The sequence below is a fragment of the Acutalibacter muris genome, assembly GCF_002201475.1.
Taxonomy (GTDB): Bacteria; Bacillota; Clostridia; order Oscillospirales; family Acutalibacteraceae; genus Acutalibacter; species Acutalibacter muris.
Genome location: NZ_CP021422.1, coordinates 865,051 through 882,664 on the forward strand (window position 1 = coordinate 865,051; position 17,614 = coordinate 882,664).

Annotated in this window: 19 protein-coding genes; 11 read left to right on the forward strand and 8 right to left on the reverse strand. The window is 59.0% G+C overall.

Annotated elements, in window-relative coordinates; genetic code table 11:
• Positions 1-5: 5 nt before the first annotated feature.
• The 4 genes from ADH66_RS04360 to ADH66_RS04375 form a co-directional block, all read right to left on the reverse strand.
• Complete coding sequence (locus ADH66_RS04360; protein ID WP_066535235.1) at positions 6-3,467, reverse strand: ABC transporter permease; 3,462 nt, start codon at positions 3,465-3,467, stop codon at positions 6-8.
• Entirely contained in the window at positions 3,461-4,120 is a 660-nt protein-coding gene (locus tag ADH66_RS04365; protein ID WP_269466836.1) for an ABC transporter ATP-binding protein, read from the reverse strand. Before ADH66_RS04365 ends, ADH66_RS04360 begins: the two co-directional genes overlap by 7 nt.
• Positions 4,121-4,470: 350 nt before the next feature.
• A complete protein-coding gene (locus ADH66_RS04370) occupies positions 4,471-4,719 on the reverse strand; it encodes a hypothetical protein (protein ID WP_157130594.1) in 249 nt (82 codons plus the stop codon).
• Between the two features lie 143 nt (positions 4,720-4,862).
• Positions 4,863-5,405, reverse strand: coding sequence for a tRNA (cytidine(34)-2'-O)-methyltransferase (locus ADH66_RS04375; protein WP_066535223.1), 543 nt, complete (start codon positions 5,403-5,405; stop codon positions 4,863-4,865).
• Positions 5,406-5,451: 46 nt separating this feature from the next.
• Here ADH66_RS04375 and ADH66_RS04380 point away from each other — a divergent pair, with 46 nt between their 5' ends.
• Positions 5,452-5,718 (forward strand): hypothetical protein, encoded by a 267-nt coding sequence (locus ADH66_RS04380; RefSeq protein ID WP_066535217.1) that lies wholly within the window; start codon positions 5,452-5,454, stop codon positions 5,716-5,718.
• A 58-nt stretch (positions 5,719-5,776) separates the two neighbouring features.
• Here the strand turns inward: ADH66_RS04380 and ADH66_RS04385 are convergent, their stop codons facing one another.
• Complete coding sequence (locus ADH66_RS04385; RefSeq protein ID WP_066535215.1) at positions 5,777-7,660, reverse strand: hypothetical protein; 1,884 nt, start codon at positions 7,658-7,660, stop codon at positions 5,777-5,779.
• Between the two features lie 193 nt (positions 7,661-7,853).
• On the opposite strand from ADH66_RS04385, the gene ADH66_RS04390 reads away from it, so the two are divergent.
• Together ADH66_RS04390 and ADH66_RS04395 are read left to right on the forward strand one after the other, a co-directional pair.
• Positions 7,854-8,462, forward strand: a complete 609-nt coding sequence (locus tag ADH66_RS04390; protein ID WP_066535213.1) for a hypothetical protein — start codon at positions 7,854-7,856, stop codon at positions 8,460-8,462.
• A 6-nt stretch (positions 8,463-8,468) separates the two neighbouring features.
• Entirely contained in the window at positions 8,469-9,275 is an 807-nt protein-coding gene (locus ADH66_RS04395; RefSeq protein WP_066535208.1) for a mechanosensitive ion channel family protein, read from the forward strand.
• A 125-nt stretch (positions 9,276-9,400) separates the two neighbouring features.
• Here ADH66_RS04395 and rpmB read toward each other — a convergent pair whose 3' ends face one another.
• Complete coding sequence (gene rpmB / locus ADH66_RS04400; protein WP_066535206.1) at positions 9,401-9,589, reverse strand: 50S ribosomal protein L28; 189 nt, start codon at positions 9,587-9,589, stop codon at positions 9,401-9,403.
• 221 nt (positions 9,590-9,810) lie between these two features.
• On the opposite strand from rpmB, the gene ADH66_RS04405 reads away from it, so the two are divergent.
• From ADH66_RS04405 to ADH66_RS21605, 8 genes are read left to right on the forward strand one after another with little or no spacing between them, the layout of a single operon-like run.
• Complete coding sequence (locus ADH66_RS04405) at positions 9,811-10,521, forward strand: site-2 protease family protein (protein WP_066535204.1); 711 nt, start codon at positions 9,811-9,813, stop codon at positions 10,519-10,521.
• A gap of 11 nt (positions 10,522-10,532) precedes the next feature.
• Positions 10,533-11,243, forward strand: a complete 711-nt coding sequence (locus tag ADH66_RS04410; protein ID WP_066535201.1) for a segregation and condensation protein A — start codon at positions 10,533-10,535, stop codon at positions 11,241-11,243.
• Entirely contained in the window at positions 11,240-11,824 is a 585-nt protein-coding gene (scpB, locus tag ADH66_RS04415; protein ID WP_066535200.1) for an SMC-Scp complex subunit ScpB, read from the forward strand. Before ADH66_RS04410 ends, scpB begins: the two co-directional genes overlap by 4 nt.
• 40 nt (positions 11,825-11,864) lie before the next feature.
• Positions 11,865-12,509 (forward strand): hypothetical protein, encoded by a 645-nt coding sequence (locus ADH66_RS04420; protein WP_066535199.1) that lies wholly within the window; start codon positions 11,865-11,867, stop codon positions 12,507-12,509.
• 26 nt (positions 12,510-12,535) lie between these two features.
• Positions 12,536-12,976, forward strand: coding sequence for a GerW family sporulation protein (ytfJ, locus tag ADH66_RS04425; protein ID WP_066535198.1), 441 nt, complete (start codon positions 12,536-12,538; stop codon positions 12,974-12,976).
• A 45-nt stretch (positions 12,977-13,021) separates the two neighbouring features.
• Complete coding sequence (locus tag ADH66_RS04430; RefSeq protein ID WP_236757183.1) at positions 13,022-14,155, forward strand: D-alanyl-D-alanine carboxypeptidase family protein; 1,134 nt, start codon at positions 13,022-13,024, stop codon at positions 14,153-14,155.
• 53 nt (positions 14,156-14,208) lie between these two features.
• Positions 14,209-14,949 carry a pseudouridine synthase gene (locus tag ADH66_RS04435; protein WP_066535189.1) on the forward strand — a complete coding sequence of 247 codons (741 nt, stop codon included), beginning with the start codon at positions 14,209-14,211 and terminating at the stop codon, positions 14,947-14,949.
• The gene (locus ADH66_RS21605) at positions 14,946-15,365 is read left to right on the forward strand and encodes a ComEA family DNA-binding protein (RefSeq protein ID WP_066535185.1); all 420 of its coding nucleotides are present in this window, start codon (positions 14,946-14,948) and stop codon (positions 15,363-15,365) included. The genes ADH66_RS04435 and ADH66_RS21605 overlap by 4 nt, the downstream gene beginning before the upstream one ends.
• Here ADH66_RS21605 and feoB read toward each other — a convergent pair.
• Positions 15,362-17,251: a ferrous iron transporter B gene (gene feoB / locus ADH66_RS04445; RefSeq protein WP_066535183.1), complete on the reverse strand. Its 1,890-nt coding sequence runs from the start codon at positions 17,249-17,251 to the stop codon at positions 15,362-15,364. The two genes, ADH66_RS21605 and feoB, sit on opposite strands and share 4 nt — an antisense overlap.
• The gene (locus tag ADH66_RS04450; RefSeq protein WP_066535179.1) at positions 17,238-17,522 is read right to left on the reverse strand and encodes a FeoA family protein; all 285 of its coding nucleotides are present in this window, start codon (positions 17,520-17,522) and stop codon (positions 17,238-17,240) included. The genes feoB and ADH66_RS04450 overlap by 14 nt, the downstream gene beginning before the upstream one ends.
• Between the last annotated feature and the right edge of the window lie 92 nt (positions 17,523-17,614).

Consider the following 17,614-nt stretch of genomic DNA (forward strand, 5'->3'; position numbering starts at 1 on the left):
TTACCTCACTCGGGAGCCTTCATGCTCTCGACCATACTTATTTTTGCAAGCTTTCTGTACATGACCAGATTGACAAGGACGCTGAACAGCACCGTCAGCACCGCAGAGAAGATATAGCTGGGCGCGTATATGGACCGTCCGAACATCACCATGTCTATCTCCGCCGTGCGTATGACGAACTGGTGCAGGACAACCCCCAGCAGGAGCCCCACTGCCGTGCCTATGACCGTCAGCGCCGCCGTCTCCCTGTACACGTACGCCGCCACTTCGGACTCGTAAAAGCCCAACACCTTTATGGTCGCCAGCTCCTTTACCCGCTCGGTGATATTGATATTGGTAAGATTATACACCACCACAAAGGCCAGAGCGCCCGCCGATATTATCAGCACCACCACGATATAGTTTATACTGCTTATGCTGTTGTTAAAGCTTCTGGAGAGCTCCTCGGTGGAGGTGGCAAGAGCCACCTCGTCGCACTCCAGCAGCCGGGTGGTCAGAGCGTCCGCACCGCCCTTTGGGCCCTCCTCCGGCAGCAGGCACAACAGGGAGTTCATCTCGGGCTTCGCGCCGAAGCCCTCCTCATAAGCGGCGGGGGAGATGTACAGCAGGTGCTGTACATAATTTTCGCAGATGTCGGTGACGGTAAAGCTGGCCTCAGTCTCGTCCTGGTTCCTGACGGTTATAGTGTCGCCCACCTTCAGGTGCTGCCGCTCTGAGAGCTTCTCCGTGACTATGACGGAATTTTCGCCGTACTCGACGGGCCTATTATCCCCACGATGCCTGAAATGGAAGAAATCCGGCAGACGCTCTGTATCGGAGGGCACAAAGATGGTGATATCGTCGGCGGGGCCACCGCCGTTGGGCACTACAGAGCCCGCGTCCTGGAGCACAGCCAAAGAGTTCGCCACACGGCTTTCGTCCTCAAGTATCTCCATAAGCTCCGGGTCTGTCAGAGCCTCCTCGCTTTTTAGTCCCACTATCAGGTTATAATTGCACAGCTCTCCATACTGTATGCCCACGATATCGGAGATGGAGTCCCTTATCCCGAACCCGGTCACAAGCAGCGCCGTGCACCCGGCTATGCCGAGAACGGTCATGAAAAAGCGCTTTTTATAGCGTATCAGGTTTCGGGCCGTGACCTTCTGGGTGAATTTCAGCCGGCTCCAAAGGGGGGTGACCCGCTCCAGCAGTATGCGCTTTCCGGCCTTGGGGGCCTTGGGCAGCATAAGACAAGCGGGGGACTCCCTTAGGGCGTTCCAGCAGGCGCTCAGCGTGGCCGCCAGGGTACACAGAGTGGCGGTGACGGCCGAGAATATGGCAAGGGGCCAGCTAAAGGGCGTGAGCACCTTTGGCAGGTCGTACATAATATTATAGGCGTTTATGATGACCGTGGGGAACAGCCACATGCCACCAGTTATACCAAACACGCAGCCAAAAAGGCTTGCCGCGGCGGCGTACAGCAGGTACTTCCCGGCAATGCGCACCGGCGAGTATCCCAGGGCCTTCATGGCCCCTATCTGCCCGCGTTCCTCCTCCACCATGCGGGTCATGGTGGTTAGTGCCACCAGAGCCGCCACCAGGAAGAAGAACACCGGGAACACCGTGGCAATGGCCGCTATCTTATCGGCGTTGGAGGCATAGCTGGAAAAGCCGGCGTTGTCGTCCCTGGTGAAAACGTACCATTCGCCCTGCTCAAGGCCGTCGATGTCCGCCCGTGCGTCCAGCAGCTTCTGCTCCGCGTCCGCCAGTTCCTCCTCGGCCTCCCGCTTGCCCTGATAGTAGTCCTCCCAGCCCTCTTTAAGCTCCTTTTCGCCGTCCTCAAGCTCCGCAAGGCCGTCCTCATATTCCAAGCGCCCCTCGTCCAGCTCCTGCTGGGCGTCCTGAAGCTTCTTCTCCGTGTCGGTCTTGGTTGTATTAAGCGTGTTCTCCGCGCTGTAAAGCTTGCCCTTCTGGGCGTCCAGCTCTGCCTGCTGATTCCTAAGCTCGGAAAGCTGGGTGTTCAGCTTCCGCTGGTTTTGGTCAAGCCGCGTCCGCGCGTCCTGCGCCTGCTTTTTGCCCTGCTCATATTCGGCGAGCCCCTTTTCCAGCGCCGCATTGGCCGCCGCAGAGTCCGTCCCCTGGGCGGCCAGGGACTCAAGGCCCGTCTTAAGCTGCGCAAACTGTGCCCCGGCTTCGGGGGAAACTTGTTCCAGCATGATGATGGTCTCTATGGCCCACGCGTCCGAGCCGTCCCCCTGGGGCAGTCCCAGCTGCGCCGCCAGTCCCGCCAGCGCGGCCTTGCCCTCCGCCAGTCCGTTCAGCTGGACCTTAGTTGCATCCAGCTGGGCCTTGGCCGCAGCCAGCTGCCCCTCGGAGCTCTCCAACTCCTTATATCCGGCGGTTATCTGCCCCTGGGCCGCGCTTATCTCAGTGAAGCCGCTGTCCAGCTGGGCCTGATAGCCGTCTATCTGTGCCCAGCCGTTGTCTATCTCCTTCTGGGCATTTGCGATTTCCGCGCGGTACTCGGCCCAGCCGCCGTCTATCTCCTTCTGACCGTCCTCCAGTTCCTTTTTGGCCTCCTCCAGCTCCTGCCTGCCGTGGTCGAGCTCCTTCTCCGCGTCCTCCAGCTCCTTAAGTGCGTCGGAAAGCTCCCGGTCAGCGTCGGCTTTGGCGTCGTCATACTCCTTCTGCGCATCTGAAAGCTCGGCGTTGGCCTCGTCAATAATCTCGTTATAGCGGACAACCGCCCGCTCCTCGCCCAGCTCCTCGAGCCTGGCGGACATATCGTCTATAAGCGCGTCATACTCGCCGTTAAAAGAGTTCAGCTCCGTGCTGCCGTCTACCGTGATGTACGCGGCGGTGTAGTAATCCTGGTCGAAGCTCTCCGGCGGGGTGTACAGCTTCAGGTCGATGGAGCCGGTGCCCGTCTGGGTGCGCTCGTTCTCAAGGGAGATGTACAGGGCGCTGCGCACCGTGCCCACCACGGTGAACTCCCGGACCATATTCTCGTTCTCCTCGCCGGGGTCCACACTGAGCTTTTTGCCCAGCCAGTCGCTGTCACCTGTGAAGGTCTTTGTCAGTATCACCGCGCACTCGCCGGCGCTCTCGGGATACCGGCCCTCCAGCAGCTCCGGGTGGTACCTTCCGGAAGAGGGAAGGGTGTGTATGCGGGCGGTATGGGAGTCGCCCGTCTCCGAAATCAGCACTGTATCCGTGTCATAGGCCGGGCCGGCGGACAGTACGCCTTCAAGCTTCCGAAGCTCCTCGATATCGCCGTCGGTAAGCCCCTGAGTGGACACAACGCGCAGGTCGTACATATCCGACCGGTCCATATAGCTGTCGGCGCTTATGCGCATGTCCAGCGGCGAGGCCAGCACCCCCGCCAAAAAGCCCGAGCCCAGGGCCACAATGGCGAATATGGCCAGGAACCTGGACATACTTCCTCGGGCGGTGCGCAGGATATTCTTCCAGTATGGGCGGTTTACCATTCTATATCCTCCACCGGCAGGGGGTTTTGGTTCACCTCGTTGGAGACGGCCTTGCCGCTCCTTATGCGTATGACCCGGTCCGCCATAGCCGTGAGGGCCCCGTTATGGGTGATGACCAGCACGGTTTGCCCAGTCCTGCGGCAGGTGTCCTGCAAGAGGCCCAGCACCGCCTTGCCGGTGTTGTAGTCGAGAGCGCCGGTGGGCTCGTCGCAGAGGAGTATCTTGGGGTTCTTGGCAAGAGCCCGGGCGATGGCCACCCGCTGCTGCTCTCCACCGGAGAGCTGGGCCGGGAAGTTATTAAGCCTGTCCCCAAGCCCTACGCCCACAAGAGTCTTCTTTGGGTCCAGCGGGTTGGGGCAGATTTCGCTTGCGAGCTCCACGTTTTCAAGGGCGGTAAGGTTCTGCACCAGGTTATAGAACTGGAACACAAAGCCCACCTCCAGCCGCCGGTAGGTGGTGAGCTGCCGGGAGCTGTAGCTGCTTATCTCCTTTTCGTCCAGCAGGATACGCCCGCCGTCGCAGGCATCCATGCCGCCCAGCATATTCAGCACCGTGGTTTTCCCCGCCCCGGAGGGGCCTACGATGACGCAGAATTCGCCCTTCTCCACATAGAAGCTGATATGGTCGGCGGCGGCTATTTTTGTCTCGCCCATGGTGTAAAACTTGCAGACATTGTCAAATTCAATGAAATGCACCGCGGTTACCTCCTGGCTCAGAAAATCTGTCTATATTTTAACATAAAGATACCCCCGGTGGAAGGGGGTAATTGTAAAGTTTTTATGTTTTAAAGAGCGAAAAACCCGGCAATTCCGAGCGGTGTGTTGGGTTAAAGCCGAAGCGTGTATACCGCCGTGTCCGCCACCCGCCCGCCGAAGTCCCATTGGGTGGTCCTGTCCTGTTTTACCATGCGTTCCATGACCCGCCGGCTCCTGTGGCATTTGTACAGACTTCCTTTAACGGCTAAAATTTCTATAAAAGACCCGGCCCCGGGGAGCGGCAAAACTCAAAGCTTGGGCAGCGGAAGCTCATAGACCGAGGTGATCCTGTCAGACCACTCCACAAGGGCGTTTACGGTAACGCGCGTCTGCTCCTGAGACTTGGCGAGAGCGTCTACTTTGCCGTGCAGCTTGGTGATTTCAGACTTAACGCCCTGCATGTCGGACTTCAAGCCCTGAATTTCAAATTTAACGCCCTGCATATCGGACTTGAGGTCTTGAATGTCGTATTTCATGCCCTGGATATCATCCTTCATGGAATGAATATCCTCCTGCATAGTACCTAGTATTTGTAAAATTTTATCCTCGTTATTCATTTTAACACCTCCACACAAATCCATTATACATCAGGGCAAACAGCCTGTCAACTTGGAAGAGAAGCGGGTCTGCCGCCGCTAAGCTACAAAAACTCTGACCCCGGGTTCCGCGCCTTTGCCGCCGCCCAGTCGTAATCCCTCAGCTCGCCGCTGCACAGAAGCTGTGGGTAGTCCCACTGGCGCAGAACCTCGAACACGCCCACGGCCACGGAGTTACTGAGGTTCAGGCTCCTGGCCCCGGACATCATGGGTATGCGCACACAGCGTCCCGGGTTCTCAAAGAGCAGACGCTCCGGCAGACCAGCCGATTCCTTCCCGAAGAACAAATAGCAGCCGTCGGGGTACTGCACGTCCGAGTGGCGCTTTTGGGCCTTGGTGGAAAAAAAGAAAAAATTACCGCTGTTCTTTTCAAAAAATTCGGTTAAGCTATCATATTGAAAAAGCGTTAAATATTGCCAGTAGTCAAGGCCCGCGTGGCGCAGGCGCTTGTCCGTGGGGGTAAAGCCCATGGGTCCCACAAGGTGCAGGGCGGCCCCGGTGACGGCGCAGGTGCGGGCGATATTGCCGGTGTTCTGGGGTATTTCCGGCTCCACCAGCACGATGTTAAGGCTTTTTTTATCGGACATAGCTTGCCTCCATGGGGAGAGAATAAAGTCAAAGGAGAGGGGAAAAATGAGCTTGAGGGCAACAGCGGCAATGCTGAAGCTGCTCCGTTTTATCATATTGCTGAGGAGGATAGATAACATGTATAAGCAGAGCATGAATGTGGCCAAAGGCGTGGGGCTCGGCCTGCTGACCGGCGCGGCGGTGGCGGCCATTGGCGCCAAGGCCATGAACGGCGGGTCTCACAAGCGGGCAGCCCATATGAAGAAGAACGCCAGCCGGGCTATCCACACGGTGGGGGATATGCTGGGGGATATGGAGAAGATGCTTAGATAAGGGGCTGCGGCGGGCTTTCGGACGAAAGGGGTTTTCGGCCGAAAGCCTGTACATAATCTTACAGCTTTTGGTAGAGTACGCCGTTAAAGTATTTTCCGTCCCGGAACTCGCCGTCAAACACCACTCCGCCGTGCAGGTCGAACTCCGTGCCGTGGCCGTGGCGCTTGCCGTCCTTCCAGCTGCCGTAGTACAGCAGCCGCCCCTCACGGTCAAAGGCGGAGCCCAGGCCGGTGGTCTCGCCGCCTGCCCACTGGCCCACGAACACGGTGCCGTCCTCACCGTTGATGACCACCCCCGCGCCCTCCTTTTTGCCGTTTTCCATGCGCCCGCTGTACCTGAGGTTCCCCTCGCTGTCAAACAGGGTCACAAGGCCGCTGGGCTGGCCGTCCCTCCAGTTGGCCACGTGCAGGGCGTGGTCGCTGTCCCGGAAGGAGACCCCGAGCCCCTCCCGGCGGTCGTCCCGCCAGGTACCGGCGTAGCAGAGGTTGCCGTCCTTATAGTAGTATGTGCCGAAGCCCTCCCGCTTTCCGTTTACATAGTCCCCTTCATAAGAGGTCATGCCCCCCCGCTGTTCTGTGCGGCCCCGGCCGGATATCTTGCCGTTCTTTATATCGCCCGTATAGCCGTTGGGAATGGGCATACCCATCGAGGTCTCCAAAGAGGGCTCAGGCAGGGGAGGGACGCTGGAATAAATGGCGGCTTCGGCCAGGAGGGTCTCCAGGTTCATGTCCTCATCGGCCTGTTCGACCCTCATGGGAACTGGCTCCTCTGAGACCTGGGGCACAGGCTCCGGCTGTGCCTGGACCGGCGGCATGGGTACAGGCGCGGGCGGCTCCTGAATGTGGCGCGGGGGCGCGGGCATCGGCTGCGCCTGAACAGGGGGCACCGGCGCGGGCGTGGGCCGCTCTCGGGGAGTTGGCGCAGGCATTGGCGGCTCCTGGGGAGGGGGCGCGAACATATGGGGCTCCTGGGGCATAGGCTGGGGCGCTGTAGGTTCCGGGGGCATAGGTGCGGTAACGGCGGGAGTGGAGTTCACGGGCTCCCGCATATGCCGGGCCTCGTGGGGCTCGATAAGGGGCGTCTCCGCCGCGGGCTCCGTCTGCTCCGGGGCAAACTCACCCACCGCCGGGGGCAGGGGCCGCTCCGGCGGGGGAAGGGTCTCCCCGGTGAGAGTTGGCTGGTGCTTGTCTCCGGGCTCTATTTTTGCGTACTCCTCCAGAGAGGTGAAGGTGATGCCGGCGTCGTCGCCGCCGTCCTCCCGGACCAGTTCGCCGCCCTTTATCTCCCAGGCGGGCATGAGCACCACCGTGCCGCTGTTCACGTTTTTCATGGCCGCAAGCCTTGCGTCGGCCTCATCCTTGGGGCAGCAGCACATCTCGCCCTCGGCCATGGCCAGCAGCAGCTGGGGCCCGCCTATCTGGGCGTCCACCACGCTCTGCCCTGCTGTGCCGGGACGGTAGGGGACCCCGAACAGCAGGGTATCATGATAGTGCTTTGTCTCCGGGTCCCAGTCCCGGCGCAGGACAGAGTCCGGCTCGTTCCCCGGGGTGAAGCTGACCCGGGCCCGGCCGGAATCCCAGGGCTCATAATATTCGGTGCGCAGCCATTCGTGCTTCTTGTCGAAGAAATTGCGGCTGACGATAACGCCGTACATATCCCTTGTCACCAGCACCCAGCCGTCCTTCTGGCCGAAGGCCTCCTCCACGATGACCTCGCCGGCGGCGGTGCCGGTTATCTTTTTCTTCCAGTAGAAGTGCCGTTTCGAGAGCTTTCCGCGCACGTGGCCATTAAAGCCCTTGAAATTCTGAGCCTTGTCAAGGCTGACGGTGTGCTTCGGGTCCGTGAAATACCTGCGGCGGGCCGCCGTCAGCTCCCCCCCAAGGGGTTCCACGCCGTCCCGCTGTGGAAAGCACACCCAGCATATGCGATTCTGACCGTCCATCCTTATAACAACTCCCTCCGGGGAACATAATAATCCAGTGTCAATTATATCATAAATATACCGCCGGGCACAAGAAAAAATGAAAACTTCGGGATTTTTTCGCGGAAAATCTTCCTATTTCACCCTATAATGTGCTATACTATGATACAAGCCATATTTGTGAATATATTTTATAGTTTAAGGAGAGCTTGATATGCAGGTAAGAAACAGCCAGTACATAAGCGAGATTATCTATAGCGCCTATCAGCGGGACCCGGGCATGAAGCTGGACGAGAGCACATTTTTGGAGATCGTCAAGTCTGTTACAGGGGAGACCGGCCACTGGTCAAGCCCGGGTATGCAGCTTATCATGGACTATGACGACTGGAAACAGACCCAGCCCCCGCGGCAGCTGCCGGACTCCAAGGGCCTTACAGAGGAGAATCTGGCCTATTTAAAGGAGCACTTCTCGGGGAACCTGACCATGTTCGGTAAGATAGACGCCCTTGACACAATGGTGGAGATGGGGATAATCACCGAGCGGCAGAAGCTGGAGGCGGTGGTGGGTCCTATGGAGCTTGAGACCGTGGACCCGGAGAAGCTGATAGTGGCGACCCCAATAGAGGCGGTACGGTATATGCCCGAATGGGACAGCTTCTTTACCGGCGCGGCCATAATGCAGTCCGACAGCCTTGAGGACCTTTTCAAGCTCCTTGACGAGCAGCTGAAAAACTCCAAAGAGAAGGACGCCGCCCAGGAGATAAAGGACGTTTTGGAGCAGGTGGCACGCAGGTCCTTTGGGGCCGCCTGGGGCCTGGTGTAAGCCGGTATGGACGGCAGGGAGCTCTGGGGAAAATTTACCGCCTGGCTCATAGGCTTCGGGTGGAACCTCTTGTCGGCGGGGCTGATCTTCCTGTGCGGCTGGTGGCTGGCGGGGCTGGCGGCGAAGCTTACCAGGCGGGCCATAGGCAAAAGCCGCACGGACCCGCTGGTGGCGGGGTTTATCGGGTCGCTGGTGCGGTCGCTGATACTGCTGATGGCCGGGGTGAGCGCCCTTGCGAAGCTTCAAATAAATATAACCTCCCTGGTGGCCGCTCTGGGCGCGGCGGGCCTGACGGCCAGCTTCGCTTTGCAGGGGAGTCTTGGGAACTTTGTCAGCGGGGTGCAGATAATCTTCACAAAGCCCTTTAAAAAGGGTGATTACCTCTCCTTCGGCGGCTATGAGGGTACCGTCAAGCGCATTGAGATACTGTACACTGTTTTGGCGACCTTTGACAATAAAGAGGTGATAGTGCCCAACTCCAAGATAACCGGCGACGTGGTGGTGAACTTCACGACCAACGGCACAAGGCGGCTGGACCTGAGCTATCAGGTCTCGTATAAAACGGACCTGCAAAAGGGCAAGGAGGTGCTTGCAGACCTTTCCGAAAAGGATGAACGGGTACTGAAGGACCCCGCGCCGGTGATAGCGGTGGGGGAGCTAAAGGACAGCGGCGTGACCCTGGTGATGAAGCTCTGGTGCAGGCAGGAGGAATACTGGAACCTGTATTTCGCCATGCAGGAGGCGGTAAAGCTGGCCTTTGACAGAGAGGGCATAGAGATACCCTATCCGCAGCTGGACGTGCATATGAGGTGAATATAATTATATTCACCTCAAAATAAAAAAGCAGGGCCGTCAATAATGACAGCCCTGAAAGAGGTAAAAATCTCTTACACTGCTCTTTGTAACTATAAAGTTACACGGCACGTAGTAACTAAAAGTTACACGGCACGTGTAACTTTGCCCGAGCGCAGGCAGCGGGTGCAGGCGTAGACGCGCTTGGGAGAGCCGTCCACGATAGCCTTTACACGCTTAATATTGGGCTTCCAGGCCCGGTTGGAGTGGCGCATAGAGTGGGAAACCTTGCAGCCGAAAGTAACGCCCTTGCCACAGAAATCACATTTTGCCATATTTATCATTCCTTTCTGAAAATAATGTACTTGTTTTTGCCGGGAACGCAACCGATAGTGTGCGCCCCCTCTGGATTTTGACCGTAAATTCAAATAGGATTATAGCAGAAAGCCCGGGAAAATGCAAGTTTTTTTTGAAAGGAATTGTCTTTTTCATGAAAATAGGTTATAATCCATGGGTACGATTCCCAGGATCAGACAATTAGCATTGGAGGATATCTATGTTTTTCAGCGTGATCAGGACCCTTCTGGCCGGGGGCCATATTGACATACAGAGCGTCATAGCCCAGGTGCTGGCCCTTATCTTCGTGATAGTCTGCATACTGCCCCTGCACGAGCTGGCCCACGGCTGGGTGGCCTATAGGCTGGGCGACCCCACGGCGAAGCTGGAGCGCCGCCTGACCCTTAACCCACTTGCCAGCGTGGACCCCATCGGCACCGTCTGGCTGTTCCTCTTTGGCTTTGGCTGGGCAAAGCCCGTGCCAGTGGACCCAAGGTATTTTAAAAAGCCCAAACGGGATATGGCCATAGTGGCCCTTGCGGGGCCGGTGTCCAACCTGCTGGCGGCCTTAGTCGGGGCGCTGCTCCTCAATGTGCTGGTGGTGATAGCCGGGTTCGGGGGGACAAACGGCGCGCTCTATTTTATCTACAGCGTGCTGGCCTACTACGTCACGGTCAACGTGACCCTGGCCGCCTTTAACCTGCTGCCCATACCGCCCCTGGACGGCTCCAAGATACTGGGAGCTTTTCTCAGCGACCGGGCTCTTGCGACCTATTACCGCTATCAGAATATATTTGTCATGGTGCTGTTCTTCCTGATGTTCTCCGGGGCCTTTTCGGGGCCGCTGTACGCCATAGAGAGCGCCATGACCCGGGGGATTTTCTGGATAGCCGGACTGCCCTTCAGGCTCTTTGGGCTGAACTTTTTTTGAGCGGGTGAAGTATGGAGAAGCTGCAATATAGGCTGGAGAATTTCGAGGGGCCCCTGGACCTGCTTTTGAATTTGGTGGCAAAGAACAAGATAGATATCTATGATATACCCATAGCGGAGCTTTTGGAGCAGTACATGGAGCAGATAGACCTTATGCGTGAGGCCGACATGGACGTGGCCAGCGAGTTCCTGGAGATGGCCGCCCGCCTGGTATATATCAAGACCGCCTCCCTGCTGCCAAGGCAGGAGGACGAGGAGGACCCGCGCATGGAGCTGACGGGGCTGCTCTTGGAGTACCAGCAGTGCAAGGCGGCGGCAGAGAAGCTTCGGGAGATGGCCGCGTTCAACACCGTCACAAGGCCCCCGGAGGAACTGCCCGCCGACTTTATCTATAAGCGCCTGCACGACCCTCGGGAGCTGGGACAGGCTCTGAGGGCCGCTTGGGGCAAGGGCAAGAGCCTTATGCCCCCAAAGCCCGAGAGCTTTTCAGCCCTGGTGTCCGCAAGGATAGTGTCCGTGGCCAGCCAGACGGTGTATGTGCTCAGGACCCTATGGAAGAGGGGGAGCATAGCTTATAGGGCGCTGTTCGCGGAGAAGGAGGAGCGCTCCGCCCGGGTGGCGGTGTTTCTGGCCCTTTTAGAGCTGGTGAAAAACCGCCGGGTGCGGGTAGAGGGCGAAGGGGACCTTTGCGAGGTACGGCTGCTGGGGAGGGATAGGGCATGAGCACAGAGGATATTACCGGCCGCGTAGAGGCCATCCTGTTCGCCAGCGGCGAGCCTATGGCGCTGGACAGGATAGCCCAGGCACTTGGAGTGCGCACATACGCGGTGGAGCAGGTGCTGGCCGGGTTACAGGAGAAGTACAATAAGCCCGAAAGCGGCGTGCACTTATTGCTGCTGGGGGACTCGGCACAGTTCTGTACCAACCCGGCCTTTATCGAGCCGGTGCGGGCGGCCCTGGACCTGAAGCGGAACACGCCCCTTTCCCAGGCGGCCATGGAGGTGCTGGCGGTGGTGGCCTATAACCAGCCGGTGACCAAGGCCTTTGTGGAGCAGGTGCGGGGGGTCGACTGCTCCGGCGTGGTGGGGAGCCTTGTGCAGAAGGGGCTTTTGGAGGAGCGGGGCCGGCTGGAGCTTCCGGGCAGGCCCTTACTCTACGGCACTACGGAGAACTTCCTTCGGTGTTTCCAGCTGGAATCCATCGACCGACTGCCCCCGCCCCCGGGCGGGAGCGGGGAGGCCCAGGAGGAAAGCGACAGCGACGACGGGGAGGACGACGAACCAGAGCAGATAATGCTGGAGTAGATACATACTAACGAATAAAGCGGCGGAAGGGGGGCGGCTGATGCCGGTATTTCTGACAGTGCTTCTGACAGTATTATACGTGATACTGGGCATAATAGGCGGTCTTTTGCTGCTTGTGCTGCTGCTGACCCTGATACCCGTGCGGGCAGAGCTTCGGTTTAAGGGCAAATTTGAGCTGGCGGTGAAGTACCTTTTCTTTCGTGTGCCGCTGCTACCGGGAGAGCCAAAGGAGGAGCCTGAGGAGCCCGAAGAAAAGGAGGAAAAGCCCAAGGACAAGCCTGGGTTCATTGGCAAGATAAAGGCCGCGCTGAAAAGGGAGGGGCTGGGCGGCTTTTTGCAGGCTTTGGGCGAACTGATAAAGCTGCTGGGCCAGGCCTCGGCGGGAATAATGAAAAGGCTTAAGCTCAGGCGATTTGACCTATACTTATGTGTAGCCGGGGCGGGGGACGCGGCGGCTGGAGCGGAGCTCTACGGCAAGATATCCGCCGGAGTATATCCAGCCTGCGGGGCGCTGTTCACGCTGCTGCCCTGTGAGAGGAAGGGCGTGACGGTGGACCTGGACTATGAGCTTTGGGAAAACCTGGTGGACTTCTCGGCGGAGATATCCATACTGCCGTTTTTTGTGGTCATGGAGGGCCTGCGGCTGGCACTGAAAAGCTTAAAGCCGCTGAAGAAAATATTATAGACAGCTTTCTGAAAGGAGGAAGAAAGATGAGCGCAAATAACGTGAACGGCCTCTTGGGCGTGAGCATGGACAAGATCAAGGAGATGGTGGACGTGAACACCGTGGTGGGCGACCCCATAACCACCCCGGAGGGCACCACAGTGATACCCATTTCCCGGGTAAACTACGGTTTTGCGGCGGGGGGCTCGGATCTGCCCAGTAAATCCCAGCCGTCGGGGGGGCTCTTTGCCGGCGGCAGCGGGGGAGGGGTGACCGTGAGCCCGGTGGCCTTTTTGTCCATACACAACGGGAATGTGCGGGTGATACAGATAGAGCCCTACTTCAGCCCGGTGGACAGGGCCCTGGAGAAGATACCCGATATCGCGGATATGCTGGGGTCGCTGTTCAAGAAGGAGAAGGAAGCCGGCGAGACTGTGCAGGAACCGGCCCGGGCCGCGGCGGAGACTGAGGAGAAACCCGCCGAATAACCTATCGCCTGTCCGCATATGCTTTGGGGAGAGGCGGGTGTGCGTATGAAGAAAATTTTAGTCCTGCTGGCGGCGCTGATTCTGCTGCCCTTACCCACAGCAAAGGCGGCCTCTGAGCCGGGAGTTTCGGCCCAGAGCGCCATACTTATCTCCGGGGACGACGGCACGGTTATCTTTGAGAAGAACGCCCACGAGCGGCTGGCCATGGCCAGCACCACCAAGATAATGACCGCGCTGCTGACTTTGGAGGAGGCAGAGCGCTCTGGGGACCCGGTCATAGACGTCACCGAGGAGATGGTGCGGGTAGAGGGCTCGTCTATGGGATTGCAGGCGGGTAACAGGCTGACCCTTACGAACCTTACCTCGGGTATGCTTTTGGCCTCTGGTAACGACGCGGCCAACGCGGCGGCGCTGTACCTTGGGGGAAGCCAGGAGGGCTTTGCGGAGCTTATGAACACTAGGGCCCGGGAGATAGGAATGACGGAGACCAACTTTGTCACGCCCTCGGGGCTGGACGACGAGGAGCACTATTCCACCGCCTATGATATGGCCCTCTTGGGCCGGGAGGCCATGGGGAATGAGGAGTTCGCAAGGATAGCGGGGAGCTCCACCTTGCAGGTGGAGTTTATGGAGCCGGAGCAGAAGGTGAGCTATACGAACCATAACAAGCTCCTGCGCATATATGACGGCTGCATAGGAATAAAGACCGGCTTCACCAAGAAGGCTGGACGCACTTTGGTGTCGGCGGCGAGAAGGGACGGCACCACGCTTATAGCCGTGACCCTGAACGCCCCGGACGACTGGGACGACCATATGGCAATGTTCGACTATGGCTTTGAGACCGTGAAGACCGTGCAGATGGGCGGGGAGGCCCTGCCGGAGACACTGCCTGTGGCGGGGTCGGATAAACAGGGGATAGGGCTGCGCATGGGCCAAAAGCTAAATATGACCCTGCCCATAGAGCAGGCCCAGGAGGTGGAGAGCCGTGTGCTCCTGCCGAAATTCCTGTACGCGCCGGTTCGGGCCGGGGAAAAGGTGGGCCGGGTGCAGTACCTGATGGGTGGCGAGGAGATATACAGCGTGCCCATTATCGCGGCAGAGGAGGCCGGGGCGCTGGTAATGCCGGAGCGCGGCTTCTGGGAGAAGGTCACAGACTTTTTTGATGAGATATTTAATTGACATAAGATCGGGAAGTTTTCATAATATTATGACGTGAAAAGGAGGGGAGGACTTTGGCACAGCTTGAAAGGGTGCAGAAGCTGCTGGCACAGGCGGGAATCTCTTCCCGCAGGAGGGCGGAGCAGCTTATTCGGGAGGGCCGGGTCACTGTGAACGGACGGCCCGTAAAGCTTGGGGACAGCGCAAGGTCCGGAAAGGACATTATCGCCGTGGACGGAGAGCGCATAGGCCCGGGTCCGGAAAAGAAGCTGTACCTGGCCCTGCACAAGCCCCGAGGCTTTGTCACCACCATGGAGGACGAGCGGGGGAGGAAGTGTGTGGCGGAGCTTGTAAAGGACGTGCCCGGGCGGGTATACCCCGTGGGGCGGCTGGACAAGGACTCGGAGGGTCTGCTGCTGATGACCAACGACGGCGGCTTTGCCAACGCAGTGGCCCACCCCAGTACCCACGTGGCAAAGACCTATAGGGTGACCCTGCGGCCGGGGATAAGTGAGGAGCAGCTTATAAAGCTCAGCACCGGCATAGAGTTGGACGGCCGCAGGACCGCCCCGGCAAAGGCCCGGGTGCTGGAGCAGCAGCCCGGCCGGGCGGTGGTGGAGATAGTGCTGTATGAGGGGCGCAACCGGGAGATACGCCGGATGTGCGAGTTCCTGGGGCTGGAGGTGGCAAGGCTGAAGCGCACCGCCGTCGGGCCGGTGCGGCTCTCCCTGCTGCCACAGGGGAAATACCGGGAGCTGACGAAGGAGGAGGTCTCCGGCCTGCTGGCCGAGTCCAGGCGGGGCAGTAGGAAATGAGGCCCCGGGCAAAGCTGGGGCTGAAGGTTATCATGGCGGCAATTATAGTCGTATGCCTTATACAGATGCCAACGCGGTATGAGGCGGATATATACAATATCTCCAGGGAGTATTTTGACCCGAAGGGCAATGCAGTTGACATAACACCAGAAACATCTGGGCTGCTCATACCCACGGAACGGCCCGGCATAGGGAGCGGCAGCCGGACGGAGGAGGAGCCGCTGCTGATCAACATAAATACTGCGGACATAGAGGAACTGGACCAGCTGCCGGGGATAGGCCCGGCGCTGGCCCAGCGTATTATTGACTATCGTGAGGCCTACGGCGGCTTCATAGCCCCGGAGGAGTTGGCGGAGGTTAAGGGCATCGGGGAGGCCGCCTATGAAGGGCTTGCGCCTTACGTTACTGTGGACTAGCCTATTCCCAGCAGACGGCAGGCGTTAGCTATCAGGAAGCACAATATAAGCCCGCATACAGTGGGTATTGCCACAGCGGCGGCTGTCCATTTCCAGCTTCCGCTCTCTTTCTTTATTGTCAGGCAGGTGGTGGAGCAGGGCCAGTGCATAAGAGAGAACACCATTACGCAAAGGGCCGTCACCCAGGTCCAGCCGTTGTCTATAAGCAGGGACCGCAGGGCCGTGAGGTCCGAGAGCTCCACAAGACTTCCTTGGGACAGGTAGGCCATAATTATCAGGGGTATCACTATCTCGTTGGCTGGAAGCCCCAGGATAAAGGCCAGCAGTATCACCCCGTCCAGCCCGAACACCCGGGCGAAGGGGTCCAAAAAGCCGGCACAGTGGGCCAGCAGGGTATCGCCGCCCGCATGAATATTTGCCAGCAGCCAGATAATAAGCCCCGCCGGGGCCGCCACCGACGCCGCCCGCCCCAGCACGAACAGGGTGCGGTCGAAGATGGAGCGGACTATCACCTTGCCCAGCTGTGGGCGGCGGTAAGGGGGCAGCTCCAGTGTGAAGGAGCTGGGCACACCCTTTAGAAGTGTAGCAGACAGGAATTTTGAGACGGCCAGGGTCATGAGCAGGCCCAGGGCTATGAGTCCCACCAGCATGGCCGAGGAGAGCACGGACGCCCCAAGGCCTCCGGCGGCGCCAACAAAGAACATGGTGATAAGTGAAATGAGCATGGGCAGACGGCCGTTACAGGGGACGAAATTGTTAGTGAGCATGGCGATAAGGCGCTCCCGGGGGGAGTCGATTATGCGGCAGCCCACCACCCCTGCCGCGTTGCAGCCGAAGCCCATGCAGGTGGTCAGCGCCTGCTTGCCGCAGGCCCCGCAGCTTTTAAAGCACCTGTCCAGGTTAAAGGCCACCCGGGGCAGATAGCCGAAGTCTTCTAAGAGGGTGAACAGCGGGAAGAAGATGGCCATTGGCGGCAGCATGACCGCCACCACCCATGAGAGGGTCCGGTACATACCGTCGCACACAAGGCCCGTGAGCCACTCCGGCGAGCCCAGGTATATGAAGCGGTCGCGGATACGGTCCCCCAGCCAGAACAGGCCCTCGCTGAGAAGGGCGGAGGGGTAGTTCGCCCCGGTGATGGTCAGCCAAAATATCCCCAGCAGCAGGAGGAGCATAATGGGAAAGCCTGTGAGGGGGCTTGTGAGTATGCGGTCCAGTTTCCTGTCCCGGGATATGGAGCGGTTTTGGGGCTCGAGGCTGACGGCGGCCTCCGATATCCACTGGGCCTGGTGGACGCGCATCTCCGGGTCCGTTTCCGGCAGCTCCCTGGGAGGCTTTGGCTCATGACAGAGCTTTTCCACCTCGTCCATCAGTTCACTAAGGCCCTTGCCGTCCCGGGCTGAGGCCCCGACTACCGGCGTCCCCAGCAGTTCGCTGAGTTTAGCAAGGTCCACTCGAACCCCCTTGCGCTTTGCCTCGTCCAACAGGTTCACACAGACGATAAGGTTGGGGGTCAGTTCCAGCACCTGGAGCACCAGGTTCATGTTGCGCTCAAGACAGGTGGCGTCGCAGACGGCCACGGTGCAGTCCGGGCTGCCGGAGAGGAGGAAGTCCCTGGCGGCCTCCTCCTCGGCGGAGTGGGCCTGTAGGGAGTAGCACCCCGGCAGGTCCACCAGGAGGTACCCCCGCTCTTTGTGCCGGCAGTAGCCCTGGGCGTTGGCGACGGTCTTGCCGGGCCAATTCCCCGTATGCTGATGCAAATTGGTAAGCGCATTAAAAATAGTGCTTTTGCCCACATTTGGGTTGCCGCAGAGGGCTATGACCCGGTCGGAATCCTCCCGCTTTTTTATCGCCAGCCCGCCCGGGACGGCGTTAGACTGCTCCATGGGGCACCGCCTGTTCCGTCGGCATAAAGGGGACAGCGTCGGCGGCAGGGTCCACTGTGACGGTATCGCTGTCGGACTTTCTTAGGGCTATGACGGCGCCACGGATAAGATAGGCCTTGGGGTCCCCCAGTGGGCTTTTCATAAGGCACCTGACAAGGGTGCCCTCAATAAGCCCCAGGTCCTGAAAGCGGCGGTACATGGGGCAGCCCGGAAGCAGGCCCCGCACTCTGGCGGACTGGCCGGGGGAGAGGCTTGAGAGGGTAGGTAACATATGTCAATCAGCTCCTGATTTCGTAGAATTAGTATGGCTCCTTACTACAATATTCAGAAGGTACAAACCTGTTACAGATGGGCTTGCTTTTG

Coding starts and splice junctions, on each gene's coding strand:
- ADH66_RS04390 (WP_066535213.1), top strand. CDS start 7,854: ATGCAGGTAAGAAACAGCCAGTACATAAGCGAGATTATCTATAGCGCC.
- rpmB (WP_066535206.1), bottom strand. CDS start 9,589: ATGGCAAAATGTGATTTCTGTGGCAAGGGCGTTACTTTCGGCTGCAAG.
- ADH66_RS21605 (WP_066535185.1), top strand. CDS start 14,946: ATGAGGCCCCGGGCAAAGCTGGGGCTGAAGGTTATCATGGCGGCAATT.
- ADH66_RS04365 (WP_269466836.1), bottom strand. CDS start 4,120: ATGGGCGAGACAAAAATAGCCGCCGCCGACCATATCAGCTTCTATGTG.
- ADH66_RS04360 (WP_066535235.1), bottom strand. CDS start 3,467: ATGGTAAACCGCCCATACTGGAAGAATATCCTGCGCACCGCCCGAGGA.
- ADH66_RS04405 (WP_066535204.1), top strand. CDS start 9,811: ATGTTTTTCAGCGTGATCAGGACCCTTCTGGCCGGGGGCCATATTGAC.
- feoB (WP_066535183.1), bottom strand. CDS start 17,251: ATGGAGCAGTCTAACGCCGTCCCGGGCGGGCTGGCGATAAAAAAGCGG.
- ADH66_RS04420 (WP_066535199.1), top strand. CDS start 11,865: ATGCCGGTATTTCTGACAGTGCTTCTGACAGTATTATACGTGATACTG.
- ADH66_RS04380 (WP_066535217.1), top strand. CDS start 5,452: ATGAGCTTGAGGGCAACAGCGGCAATGCTGAAGCTGCTCCGTTTTATC.
- scpB (WP_066535200.1), top strand. CDS start 11,240: ATGAGCACAGAGGATATTACCGGCCGCGTAGAGGCCATCCTGTTCGCC.
- ADH66_RS04395 (WP_066535208.1), top strand. CDS start 8,469: ATGGACGGCAGGGAGCTCTGGGGAAAATTTACCGCCTGGCTCATAGGC.
- ADH66_RS04370 (WP_157130594.1), bottom strand. CDS start 4,719: ATGAAGGATGATATCCAGGGCATGAAATACGACATTCAAGACCTCAAG.
- ADH66_RS04410 (WP_066535201.1), top strand. CDS start 10,533: ATGGAGAAGCTGCAATATAGGCTGGAGAATTTCGAGGGGCCCCTGGAC.
- ADH66_RS04375 (WP_066535223.1), bottom strand. CDS start 5,405: ATGTCCGATAAAAAAAGCCTTAACATCGTGCTGGTGGAGCCGGAAATA.
- ytfJ (WP_066535198.1), top strand. CDS start 12,536: ATGAGCGCAAATAACGTGAACGGCCTCTTGGGCGTGAGCATGGACAAG.
- ADH66_RS04450 (WP_066535179.1), bottom strand. CDS start 17,522: ATGTTACCTACCCTCTCAAGCCTCTCCCCCGGCCAGTCCGCCAGAGTG.
- ADH66_RS04430 (WP_236757183.1), top strand. CDS start 13,022: ATGAAGAAAATTTTAGTCCTGCTGGCGGCGCTGATTCTGCTGCCCTTA.
- ADH66_RS04385 (WP_066535215.1), bottom strand. CDS start 7,660: ATGGACGGTCAGAATCGCATATGCTGGGTGTGCTTTCCACAGCGGGAC.